At 72.1% G+C, this 11,684-nt stretch carries 9 protein-coding genes; 2 read left to right on the top strand and 7 right to left on the bottom strand.

The window, feature by feature from the left end; all coding sequences use genetic code 11:
* Positions 1-6 precede the first annotated feature (6 nt).
* Both J5Y10_RS07570 and J5Y10_RS07565 read right to left on the bottom strand, forming a co-directional pair.
* Positions 7-1,131 carry a TRAP transporter substrate-binding protein gene (locus tag J5Y10_RS07570; protein ID WP_209372358.1) on the bottom strand — a complete coding sequence of 375 codons (1,125 nt, stop codon included), beginning with the start codon at positions 1,129-1,131 and terminating at the stop codon, positions 7-9.
* A 155-nt stretch (positions 1,132-1,286) separates the two neighbouring features.
* Positions 1,287-2,474, bottom strand: a complete 1,188-nt coding sequence (locus J5Y10_RS07565; RefSeq protein ID WP_209372357.1) for an endo-1,4-beta-xylanase — start codon at positions 2,472-2,474, stop codon at positions 1,287-1,289.
* Between J5Y10_RS07565 and J5Y10_RS07560 the strand changes: the two genes are divergently transcribed.
* The gene (locus J5Y10_RS07560) at positions 2,473-3,807 is read left to right on the top strand and encodes a hypothetical protein (protein WP_209372356.1); all 1,335 of its coding nucleotides are present in this window, start codon (positions 2,473-2,475) and stop codon (positions 3,805-3,807) included. The genes J5Y10_RS07565 and J5Y10_RS07560 overlap by 2 nt on opposite strands.
* A 3-nt stretch (positions 3,808-3,810) precedes the next feature.
* Here J5Y10_RS07560 and J5Y10_RS07555 read toward each other — a convergent pair whose 3' ends face one another.
* From J5Y10_RS07555 to J5Y10_RS07540, 4 genes are read right to left on the bottom strand one after another with little or no spacing between them, the layout of a single operon-like run.
* Positions 3,811-5,163 (bottom strand): hypothetical protein, encoded by a 1,353-nt coding sequence (locus J5Y10_RS07555; protein ID WP_209372355.1) that lies wholly within the window; start codon positions 5,161-5,163, stop codon positions 3,811-3,813.
* Positions 5,052-5,798: a WecB/TagA/CpsF family glycosyltransferase gene (locus J5Y10_RS07550; RefSeq protein WP_209372354.1), complete on the bottom strand. Its 747-nt coding sequence runs from the start codon at positions 5,796-5,798 to the stop codon at positions 5,052-5,054. The genes J5Y10_RS07555 and J5Y10_RS07550 overlap by 112 nt, the downstream gene beginning before the upstream one ends.
* Before the next feature lie 16 nt (positions 5,799-5,814).
* Complete coding sequence (locus J5Y10_RS07545) at positions 5,815-6,543, bottom strand: polysaccharide biosynthesis/export family protein (RefSeq protein ID WP_209372353.1); 729 nt, start codon at positions 6,541-6,543, stop codon at positions 5,815-5,817.
* Positions 6,543-8,705, bottom strand: a complete 2,163-nt coding sequence (locus tag J5Y10_RS07540; RefSeq protein ID WP_209372352.1) for a GumC family protein — start codon at positions 8,703-8,705, stop codon at positions 6,543-6,545. Before J5Y10_RS07540 ends, J5Y10_RS07545 begins: the two co-directional genes overlap by 1 nt.
* Before the next feature lie 206 nt (positions 8,706-8,911).
* On the opposite strand from J5Y10_RS07540, the gene J5Y10_RS07535 reads away from it, so the two are divergent.
* Positions 8,912-9,886 (top strand): NAD-dependent epimerase/dehydratase family protein, encoded by a 975-nt coding sequence (locus tag J5Y10_RS07535; protein ID WP_209372351.1) that lies wholly within the window; start codon positions 8,912-8,914, stop codon positions 9,884-9,886.
* Between the two features lie 5 nt (positions 9,887-9,891).
* Here J5Y10_RS07535 and J5Y10_RS07530 read toward each other — a convergent pair whose 3' ends face one another.
* A complete protein-coding gene (locus tag J5Y10_RS07530; protein ID WP_209372350.1) occupies positions 9,892-11,565 on the bottom strand; it encodes a GMC oxidoreductase in 1,674 nt (557 codons plus the stop codon).
* Positions 11,566-11,684 lie beyond the last annotated feature (119 nt).

Here is an 11,684-nt window from a genome sequence, read left to right as displayed (position 1 = left end):
CCGGGCTTACCGTGTCGCCGTCACGGCAACGCCGAGCGCGTCGCCGGCCCGGTCGTTCCACCCCTCCGCGCAGCCCGGTCCGCAATGGTCGGCCCAGCGCGGCAGGATCACCTCCCGCACGAGCCGACGCCGCAGCGCATCGTCCTCAGGCGTGACCTGCACCAGCGTCATGCGCCCCCGGGAGCGCGGAGAGCCCGATCCGGCAAGGCCCGTCATCTGCTCCGGCGGGCATGTCGGTTGCCCGGTGTTGCAGGCCAGCCCCAGCCCCGTCTCCGCCTCCGAGGCGTCCCAGATCCGCTGTTCCAACTCGCCCAGTTCCTGCCGCAGCGTCTCCTGCAGCGGCGCGGGCAGGCCTTCCCAATAGGCTCGGTTCGCCCCGAAAAGGGAGACGCCCCAGGTCAGCGCCATGGCATGCACGTGGCTGGTCACCTCGTTCAACCCGATCTGCCACCCCGAGAGGGTTCCGGTGATCGCGCATTCCACCACACCTGCGCGGATGGAGGGAACGATATCTGCGAAGGGGATGACGACGGGCACCGCCCCAAGCGCGGCGACCCATTCGGACTGCGCCGCGGAAGATGTGCGGATCCGCCGGCCGCGGAGGTCCAGCAGGCTCGCGAAGGGGCGCGCGCAGAAAAAGACCTGGGCGGGGTAGACGTAGACGGCCAGCAGCTCCGTCTCGTGCCGTTCCCGCAGCATGGATTGCAGCCAGGGCCGGTTGGAGGCGATCACCCGGCGCAGCGTCGCCATGTCCGGGGAGACACCCGGCGTATCGAGGGCGGAGAGCTCAGGCTCCTCCGCCGCGACGAGGTTGAGAAGGGCCGTTCCGAAAGGCGTGACGCCCAGGCGCAGAAGCCGCAGCGCCTCCTGACCGCGGATGCCACTGCGGTCGAAGGGCGCGACATCGGCCGTGACCCGCCCACCGGTGATCTCGGGCAGGCGCTTGGTCCAGAAGGGCTCTTCGAAGCGCGTGTACTGGCTGACGCCCGCCAGCCCGCCGACCACCTGCAGCCGGACGGGACCATCCCCCTGTGGCGCGGCGACGGCCATGGCGGGAAGCAGCGCCGCCGCCCCGGCCAGTCGGACCCCGGCCCGCAGCGCGCGGCGGACGAGATCCAGGAGGGCTCCCATATGATGACTCCGGTTCTGCGCGGACCGGCCCCGGCGAGTCCGGCCCCGCATGTCTCTTATCGCAGAATATTTGGGTCTGCTGCACCTAACGCAACCTGAACGCGAGAAAATCTCCGTCTCCTCCCGCCCCTGGCACGCCAGGTCGAGAGCCTGAATCACCGCGGCGGCGCGGCGCGAAAGGCGTCCGCCATGGCGTGCCATGCCGGCTTCGGGCGGAAGTCCTGGTCGTAGGGGTGTGCCCGAACGGGAAGGCCGTCCTCCCGCCGCGCATTCGGGCTGTCGTTCATCCAGGTGTAGCGGTCGCTGATTCCCCAGACCACCACGACCCGCACGGCGGTTTCCGCCAGCACCGCGTCGAGGAAGGCGCGGTAGCATCGCGCGACCGCCGCGTCCCGCGCGGGGATCTCCGGCGGCAGGCCGCGATCGGTGACGTCGAGTTCCGTGACGTAGACCTCCAGCCCCAGAGCCGCCACATCGCGGATGAAGTTACGCAGGACGGACGGGTCGAAGCTCCGGGCATTGGCGGCCGAGAGATGCGCCTGGATGCCCAGCGCGTGCACGGGCACGCCCCGCGCCCGCATGCCCCGCAGCAGCGCGAGCACCGCCGCGCGGCGGGCAGCGTTGTCCTCTGTCGGCATCTCCAGCCCGTACTCGTTCAGCACCAGCCGGGCGGCCGGGTCCGCCTCGTGCGCGAGGCGAAAGGCCAGGTCGATGTAGCCGGGCCCGAGCGCCCGGAGAAAGGGCGTGTCCCGCAGCCCGTCCGGGCGGCGGTACCAGGGCTCCACCGGCTCGTTGACCACGTCCCAGGAATGCATCCGCCCGGCATAGCGGCCAGCGACGGTGCGGATGTGCCGCTCCAGCAGGGCGCGCATCCCCGCGGCATCGGTCGGCGCGCCGGCGAACCAGGGCGGCAGCGCCTCGTGCCAGACCAGGGCGTGGCCGCGCAGCGCCTTCCTCTGCTCCTCGGCGAAACGGACCATGACGTCGGCATCCCGGAAGTCGAAGCCTTCCGGCGAGGGACGGTGGCCAGCCCATTTCAGCTCAAGCCCCGGCACGACCATGCCGGCATCGGCCTCCACGATCCGGCGCATCTCCGGCGATTCCTCAACCTGCCCACGCGTCAGGGTGGTGCCGAAAACGATGCCGCACGCCGCCGCCAGGGCGCCCAGGCCTTGCGTTTCGGCCACAGCACCTGGAAAGCGCGCAGTAAGGCTTGGCAGGACGGACAAAGGGGCCGCAAGGAGGGGCGCCGCGATCAGCGCCCGGCGGGTGGGCCGCCCTTCCGGCTTGCCGGCGGTGTCGGGGCGGACGAGCTTCGCCCTTCCAGGATCGAGGACAGGCATGCGCAGCCCCTTAGCCCAGAGCGCCGGCCTCGGCGAATTGCCGGCCCGTCCGGCGGCCGGCGCAGGGCGCGCGGGCCCGCCCTGGCCCTGGTTCCTGCTTCTGCCGATGTTCTTCCAGATCTTCTACTACAAGGCGGAGACCAGCCTGCTCTATCCGCTCTCCAAGGGCTGGGCCGTGCTGATGGCACCCCTGCTGCTCTACGGCGCGACGGCGCTGCGCCTGCCGGATGGGCCTCTCTACCTGCTGCTCTGCGCCTACTCGCTGGCGGTCACGCCCTTCCTCTCGATGATCTACCTGCCGAATTCTCTCGTGGATGCCCTGCTCTCCACGATCCGGGCTTGGCCCCTTACCTTCTATTTCTCCTTTGCCGCCACGCTGCTGCTGCTCCGCCCTTCCGAGGAGGCGCTCAAGCGCGGCGCCCTCGCCTTCGGCCTCGCCACCTTCGGGTCGATGGTGCTGCTCTGGTTCACGGTCCCGGAGGCCTGGTACCAGCCCGGCGCCTTCGGGGCGAACCTGTTCTCCTGGGATGACGGGCGCGGGAACTACATCCGCATGCCGATGATGCTGGGCGAACTGGCGCTGTTCTGGATGTGGCGGCGCTTCCTGCTGGAATGGCGGCCCTGGCAGTTCCTTGTCTCCGTCGCCGCCGTCGTCGCGCTCGCCACGATGTACAAGGCCCGGCTCCCGATCGGCGTCTCCGTTCTCATCATGACGGCGACCCTCGTCCTGCGCCTCCCGTCGCGCTGGCTCTGGGGCCTGGGCGCCCTCGCGATGCTGCCGGTGGCCGGGGCGGCCATGGTGTACGGGCCCGGCCTGCCCGAGTTGCTGGGCCACATCTTCGACGAGTCCCTTTTCATCCGGCTCCGCTCCTCCGTCATCGCCTGGGACTGGATCACCTCGGACCCGCTGAAGCTCCTCTTCGGCAGCGGATCCACCTCCTCCTATTCCGAGATCACCATGGCCGATTTCTTCGGCTACGCGGATTTCTGGCTCACCGACATCGGCTGGCTCGGCGTGCTGATGGAGTATGGCGCGATCGGCTTCGCGATGATCGCCGCGATCCATGCCCGCGCCCTGATCACCGCCCGCGCCGCGCGGAACGGCACGGCCTTCCGGTCGGCGCTGATGGATTACGTCGCCTTCGAACTGCTCTGCTCCGTCGTCTATTCCGTGATGTACGCGCCAGGGCCGGTGGTCACCGTCGCCGTGATCGCCTGGTGGCTGCGGATGCGGGACGCGGCGGGGATGGCCGCCGACCAGCCGGGATGGCCCGACACCGCCACGCCGGTCCCGCAAGGCGGACGCATCGGGCTGGAGCAGCCGGCGGGGTAGGCCCTACCGCGCGCCGGCTGCCGCCAGGCCGCGCCGCACGCCCCGCGCCATGAGGGACACCTGCACCACCCCGCCCAGTGCGATGGCCGGAAGGGCACCGGGGGGCCCGAGGAGGTGCAGCAGGAGCGGCATGGCGGCCGCTGCAGTCAGTGCCCCGCCCGTCTCGGCCGCCGCCAGGGCCCGCAGCCGGCCCAGCACGTGCAGCGCCGAAAGTCCGGCCATCCAGAAGCAGCTGATCGCCATCACCACGGCCCAGAGCAGCACCACTCCATCAAGCCCCTCGTAGCGGCCGCCGAAGACATGTTGCGCGACGAAGGGCCAGAGCAGCGCCATGCCCGCGCCGAGCAACAGGGTGACGAGGGCCGGCCCCGTGGCGCCGATCGCCAGCAGCCGCCAGAAGCCCCGGGCATCCCCCTCGTGCCGGCGGGCCGCCAGCGGTGCCCGTGCCGCGGCGCCGAAGGCCCCGGCCAGGAGGGTGGCCGGACGCAGCATCGCCTGCGCGGCCGCAAGCCCTGCCAGCGCAACCGGCCCGAACCATGCCGCGACGAGGAAGATGTAGAGACGGGTGAAGGTCTCGTTCGCCGCCCCCGCCAGCAAGGCCCAGCCGGACCGCCGCGCCATCGCCCGCCAGCGCCGACGCGCCCCCGCCCCGAAATCCGCGGCCCCCTTCCCGGCCAGGCGCAGGATGACGGCCGCCCCGGCAAGCCCCTGCGCCAGCCCGTTCGCGGCAAGCAGGAGCGGCACCGAAGGGGGATCGCCGAGGGCGGACTCCGCCGCCAGCACCGCCGCGACGGCGAGAAAGGCGACGGCGGAGACGGCGGCCGAGAGCCCTAACGCTCCGCGCGAGGCCGCGAGGGAGCGGGCGTGCAGCCCGAGCACCGTCCCTGGCACGAGCAGGACGGCCGTCCAGATCCCGAGGGGCGGCCCGAGCACGGACACCAGCGCCGCCGCGGCCAGCCCGGACAGTGCCGCGAGGAGAAGGTTGGCGGAAAGGATCGCCCGCTCCGACTGCCATCGCCCGCCCGGGCCGGGCGGCAATCGGTAGAGGTGCACGGACGTGAAGGCCGCGACCAGCGTGCCCGCCACGAGCACGAGGTTTGCCCAGAAGACGTAGCTGCCGAGCTGTTCCGCCGTGCCGCGGCGGATCAGCCAGAGCGTGACGCCAAGGGACAGGAGCGACGTCAGCCCTTGCTCGGCGAAGGCAAGGGCGTAACGGAGAAGGCCCGGCCGGAGCAGCCGCCCGATCAGGACCGGCGCCCCCGCCGTGCGGCCAGGGCCATCCGTGCCAGGGGCAGCATGTCCGCCACGTAGCGGCGGCCGAGGCGGCGCGGCTCTGTCCAGGCCCGGTGCAGCCATTCCAGCCCGTGACGCCGCATCCAGGCCGGGGCGCGGGGCGTGAGGTCCACGGCGAAGAGAAGCCCGCTGCCTACGGCGATCCCCACCCCCGTCGCGCGGCCGCGCGCGGCGACGGCCTGCATCAGCCGCTCCGAGCGCGGCGCGCCGGTCGCGACGAAGGTGATGCGCGCAGGGTTCTCCTCGATGAAGCGGATCGCCGCCTCGCGCGCCGCGGCATTGTCGATGTAGCCCATGGGCGGCTCGTGCTGTGCGACGTGCAGAAGGCCGAAGCGCGCCTTCAAAGCCGGCACGAGAAGCGGTCCGCCGCCGATGATCGCGATCGGATCCTCCGGCCGGATCACCCGGTTCAGCAGCGCGGCGCAGAGATCGCTGCCCGCGGCCATCGGCACCCCCTCATCCAGCGCCCAGCGGTGCAGGCGGGCGAGGATGCCGCTGTCGTTCAGCCGGAGCCACGCGCCCGCATGCGCGGCGCGCAGGCCGCTGCGCGGGTCCTCCGCCAGCAGCAGGATTTGCGCGTTGATCGTGACGACATAGGCGAAGGGTTCCGCCGGATCGCGCGCCGCGATCGCCGCCTCGGCCGCGGCCAGGTCCAGCGGCGCCACCGGCGCGCGGCCGAGAAGCGCGATCTCCCGCATCAGCGCAGCCCGCCCATCAGAACAGGTTCCCGGGCGTGTTCTTGTTGATGGCGTAGGAGAAGGACCGGGAGAAGGGGATGATGCGGTTGATCGCCTGGTCTACCCAAAGCCCCACCTCGGACAGGCGGTTGCGCGGCACGAAGACGATGTCGCCCGCCATCAGCGGCACGTCGCCCGTAGGATCGGCGCCGGAGACGAAGGCCTGCAGGTTCACCACCCGCAGCATCGGCCGGTCCTCCGGAGAGCGGCGGATGAGGACGATCTGGTCCATCCGCGCCGCGTCCTCCAGCCCGCCGGCCTGGGCGATCACCTCCGCGATGCCGCGCCGCCCGGTGACGGGATAGGCGCCGGACCGCCGCACCTGCCCGCCGACGAAGGCGACGGAGGAACCGGCCTCGTCCAGCCCTACCGTCACGATCGGATTTGTCAGGATCCGGCGGGAGGCAGCGGCGACCGCCCGCTCCAACTCCGCCGTGGTGCGCCCGGCGGTCTCCACCCGGCCCGCGACGCGGAGAGAGATGGTGCCGTCCGGCGCCACGAGGGAGGTCTCGTTCACCTCCGGCGTCAGCAGGAACTGCACCTTCACCCGATCCCCGGCGCCAAAGCGGTAGGGGGCGGGCGCGTCGGTCCAGGCCGCGAATCCCTCGGGCATCCGCTCCTGCACCCGCACGGACTGGGTGGTGCCGAGATTGTCGGTTCCCGTCGCGCAGGCGGCGAGGAGGAACAGCAGCAGGAGAGCACGCATCAGGCCACCAGTCGTGCCAGCCGGCGCGGCAGCACCGGCCGCTCGCCGCTCATGACGAAGCCCACCAGCCGACCGCCGGCCGAGAGCACGGAATCCCGCGCGGCGCGGACCACGGACTTGTCCGTCCGCTGCGCGCGCAGCGCGAGCACGTTCGCGTCCACCAGCGCGGTGAGACGCCGCATGGCGTAGTCCTCCGCCTCGGTGGGCGCGACGATTACCACCACGTCCAGGTCCCGCCGCAGCCTCGCCAGCAGCGCGACGGTGCGCTCGATCCCGGCATGTGCGTCCCCAAGGATGCTCTGCCGCGCGCCATAGGCGACCCAGAGGCTGGGGATGGCGGTGTTGAAGGCCATCAGGTTGTCGGGATCCGCCGGCTCGTGCACGGGGTGGGAGCCCATGGCCGCCAGATAGGACCGCCCATCCGTCTCCAGGTCCACCAGCAGCGTCCGCAGCCCGCGGGAGCGCGCCATCTCCGCCGCGACGGTAAGCGCGATGGCGCTGCGCCCGTCCTCCTCGTCGGTGGCGACGAACTGGATGACGGCGAGCCTTTCCCCGCCGGAGCGCGCGTCCAGCAGCATCGCGGCCAGGTCCGTGACCTGCGGCGTGGTGGAGCCGCCGACCAGCTTCACGTTCGGCGGGATGGAGGCCAGGCCGGGCAGGCCCAGGCCGCGCGCCGCCTCATCCGTGGTGGCGAAGCTGCGGCGGAACAGGGTGAGCAGCACGGCCGCAGAGGCCGCCGCGATGATCCCGCCGAGCACGCCCGCGACCACGAAGGCAGGGCGCAAGTCCCGCGGCTGCGATGCCGCCACGGGGGCCTGGGCCACGATCACCGAAGGCGAGCGGGAACGGCGGGCGTCCTCCGCGATGCGCGCGCCCGTCTCACGGTTGGCGATCTGCCGGAAGGAGGCCTCCATCGCGTCCCGCCGCCGGCCGAGGTCGCGCAGTTGCGCCTCAACCCGCAGCAGCGATTCCGCACGGGCCCGCGCCTCGGCACGCTGGCTTTCCAACTCCGCCATCTGCTTGCCGGCAGCGTCCGATTCCACTTCAAGCGTCGCGATCCGGAGGGAGACCTGCTCCACCGCGGGGTTCCGCACCTCGCGCACCGTCTCGAAGCGGGTGTTGCGGTTGCCGGCGATGCTCTGCTGCAGGGTGGCGATCCGCTGGTCCAGCTCCCGCAGCGGCGGCCAGTCCGGCGCGTACTGCAGCGCCATCCGGCGCCGCTCCAGGGTCAGCCGCGTCAACTCGTTCCGGCTGTCGTCATTCGGGGCGAGGTTCGTCGTCTCTGCCGCCGCGACGACGCGGGCCGGATAGGCGGCCAAGCGGGACCGCGCGGCGTCGAGTTGCGCGTCGGTGGAAGCCTTGCGCTCGCGAAGCGCGTCGATCCGGGTGGTCGCGCTGTCCAGCCGCGTGTTGGCGATCTGGATATCCTGTGGCAGGTCGAGCACCCGCGCCTCGGACCGCACCCGGGCGATCTCATCGTCCAGGGAGCGCAGGTCGGAGGCCATCCTGTCCGTCTCGACGGAGAGCACCGCCGCGTCGGTCTGGGCGTAGATCTCCCGTCGCTGCGCGACATAGGCGTCGAACACCGCCCGCAGCGCCGCGATGGACCGCTCCCGAGACGGCAGGGCGGCGGAGACGCGGATGAGGTTGGAGGTGGCGGAGGTGAGCGCCATCATCGACTGGCGCAGGCGCTGCGCCGCCCTCGGGATGGAATCCTCCGCCGGCGGCAGCAGGCCGAAGAAGCGGCGCTCCCCCGTGCCCGGCAGGATGGAGCCGGGTGGGGCCGATTCCAGGGCGCGCCGCAACACCACGTCGGAGAGGAGGATCTCCAGCTCCGACTGGACGACCTTCGGCATCTCTACGCTCACCACCGTCGGTCCGGTGCCCGTCAGGTCGGCCGCGCCCACGTTCTCGCGGCTCACCTGCACCAGCAGCAGCCCCTCCGCCGGCCAGCGGGGCCGGATCACCAGCGCGGCGAGGACTGAAAGGGCGACTGGAACGAGGAAGGCCAGCGCGATCCAGCGCTTGCGAATGAAGATCGTGGTCAGGACGTCGCGGGGCGCCAGCGCGAAGCCGGAGGCGGGCGGCGGCGCCTCCGGCAGGGGCGCGCGCGGCAGGGCGGCCGGCGTGCTGGTGCGCCTGGCGCTGGGGACGAGGCTCAAGAACCGGCTCTCCCGATCTGGTGGGGCTGCGCCCGCGCGGGCGGGCCTTGGCGGCCTGCTTCAGTCCTCACGATCGCCAGTCCGATCTGCCCGGGAGAGGGATGAAGCCGCAATACATGGCCCCCGGATAACATGACCTTTACGCTTGGCGATACCGACCTCCGCCGAAGCTGGCCGCCCCGGTGGGTGAATGTTAAGGCCCGCGAATGCCATCACTCGCCACGGAACCTTCCAAGCCGCTGCCGGTGCTCGTCCTCGGGGCCGGCGGATTCATCGGGCGCCACATGGTGGCCGGGCTGGCCGCCGCGGGGCTCCCCGTGCTGGCGGGGCTGCGGCGGCCGGGCAAGGGGCCGGCCGGGGTGGAAGCCCGCCTGCTGGATGCAACCCGCCCCGAGTCCCTCGCCGCGGCGCTGGATGGAGCGGGGGCGGTGGTGAACTGCGTGGCCGCGGAACCGGCGGCAATGCTGGACGGCGTGCGCGCCCTGGCCCAAGCAGCCGGGGCGCGGCGCATCGTCCACCTCAGCAGCATGGCCGTGTACGGCGGGGTCACCGGACTGGTGGACGAGAGCGCGCCCCTTTCCCCCGACGGCGCCTATGGCGAGAGCAAGGCGGAGGCCGAGCGGCAGCTGCGCGAGCACGCGGCTGCTGGCGGAGAGGTGGTCATGCTGCGCCCGGGCTGCGTTCACGGACCGGGATCGGAGGGGTGGACGGCCCGCCCGGCGCGGCTGCTGGGGGCCGGGCGGCTGGGCGACCTCGGGCCGGGCGGGGACGGAACCTGCAATCTCACTGCCGTCGCCGATCTCGTCGGTGCCACCATCGCGGCACTGCGCCGGACGGAGGCTGCAGGAGAAGCGTTCAACGTGTCCGACCCCGATCCGGGCGACTGGAACGCCTATTTCCTGCACCTCGCGCGCGCCATCGGGGCCACGCCGCTGCGCCGCATCCCCGGCTGGAGGCTGAAGGCGGAGAAGCTTGCGGCCTACCCGCTGAAGGTGGCGGAGATCGGCGCCCGCCGGCTGGGGGTGCGGACCCCTGACCCCATCCCCCCGTCCCTTCTCCGACTCTTCGGGCAGGAGATCACCCTCGACCACCGCCGCGCCGATGCCGGCCTGGGCTTCCCCCGCACCCCGCCCGGGAAGGCGATCGCCGAGGCGGCTGCCTGGTTCCTGCGGACCGCCTGAGCAGCCTATCCCACCGGAACCGCGCAGGGCTGCATCTCCCGTTTCAGGTGCGCGGCGAGCCGCAGGGCGAGCGCGACCACGGTGAGGGTGGGGTTCGCCTGGCCTGAAGTGGGGAAGACAGCGCTGCCGGCCACCCAGAGATTGGCCATGCCGTGCACCCGGCACTCCGGGTCCACCACGCCCGTTGCCGGGGTGGCGCCCATCCGGGCCGTGCCGATGTGGTGGCCCCCATAGGCGCCGTCCCGCAGCATATCCGCGCCCACCTCCTCCGGGTCGTAGGAGAGGCTGCCGCGGCCCCAAAGGGCCAGGTCCTCCGCCAGGAGGCGAAAGGAGACCTGCGCCGTGCGGATGTCGCCCGCCGTCGCGCGCCAGTCCACGCGCAGCCGCGGAACGCCCAGCGGATCCGTCGCATCCGCCAGGGTCACGCGGCTCTCGGGGTTCGGCTCCTGCTCCCCGTGAAAGTCGAGGGAGAAGACGTTGCCCGGCGGCCTGACGATGACGGAGGGGAACTTCCGCGCGGCCAGCCGGCGCTTGCGCAGCATGGTCCAGGCAAAACCGGTGGCGCTCAGGGGATCGGCCACGACGTTCCGAAGGTGGCGCAGCACGGAGGGGCGGTCCCCCGGCGTCTCCAGGCGCTTGCGGTACTCGTAGGGCAGCAGGTGGCGGGCGAGGTAGAGACCGGACAGCACCCCGCTGCCATGGGACGGGTCTGGGATGCGGGGAAAGTGCAGCCGGATCACGGCGTTCCCCACCCCCTCGCGTTCCTGTGCCTCCTGCGTCAGGTGCAGGCGCCGGCGGATATAGGTGCCGTCCTCCGCCACCTCGTAGCCCGCGTTCACGGCGTCCCTTGGCACGGCGAGGTGCAGCCGGCCGGAGGTGCCGGCGATGTGGCTCATGTAGTAGCGGCCCACGAGGTCCTGCCCGTTTCCCACCCCCGCCTCCGCCCCAGGCCCGCGGGAGGCGAGCAGGAGGCGCGGCGTCTCCAGCCCGCCCAGCGCCACCACCACCCTCGCTGCCCGGATCGTGGCCCCCCGCCCGGAAAGCGTGCGGAGCCGCAGCGCCGCCACCCGCCCGCCTTCAGGGGCCGTCTCCAGCCCCGTGCAGTTCGCGCCCAGGACCACCCGCACGGATTCACTGGCTGCCAGGCGGTGGGCGTAGCGGCCAGCGAAATCGGTGGGCGTGGAGAAGCGCTCGATTCCGTCCTCCGAGAAGTCGCGGGGCGCGAAGCCCGCGATCATCGGCCGCATTCCGCCGGGGACGGCGATGGCGGCCGAGTAGTCAAATTCGCCGGCCTCGCAGAGGGCGTTGGCGGCGGGGTACCAGGACGCCAACTCCTCCACGCCGAAGGGCCAGCCGGAATGGGGAATCCAGGGCCGGGTGGTGAAATCGATCGGGTCCAGCGGCACGCAGCGGCCGCCCCAGAGCGTCGTGGAGCCGCCGAACCGCCGGGCGCGATAGGCATGGACGGGGGGATGCAGGGCGGGATCCGCAACCTCGCCCTCATACAGGGCTTGGCTCTCCGGGTGCGGCGCGCGTCGGCCTGATTCGACCAGGATCACCCGCCCGGGGCCGCGGAGGAATTGCAGGGCCAGCGTAATCCCCGCCGCGCCACCGCCGAGGATGCAGAGATCAGCCTCCAGCGTCGCACCATCCTCGAGAGATTCGATGTCGAGAATCAACGGGGCGCAGCCTGGCCGGCGAGCTTCCCGGGCGATCTTAGGACCGCTTGCATCCACTCATCTCCGAACACCATCCGCACCAGCAGCCCTGTTCTGTCCGTTCCAGTTGGCCAACCCAA

The sequence above is a fragment of the Roseomonas indoligenes genome, assembly GCF_017813365.1.
GTDB classification, from domain to species: domain Bacteria; phylum Pseudomonadota; class Alphaproteobacteria; order Acetobacterales; family Acetobacteraceae; genus Roseomonas; species Roseomonas indoligenes.
This window is presented reverse-complemented; position numbering and strand designations above follow the sequence as displayed.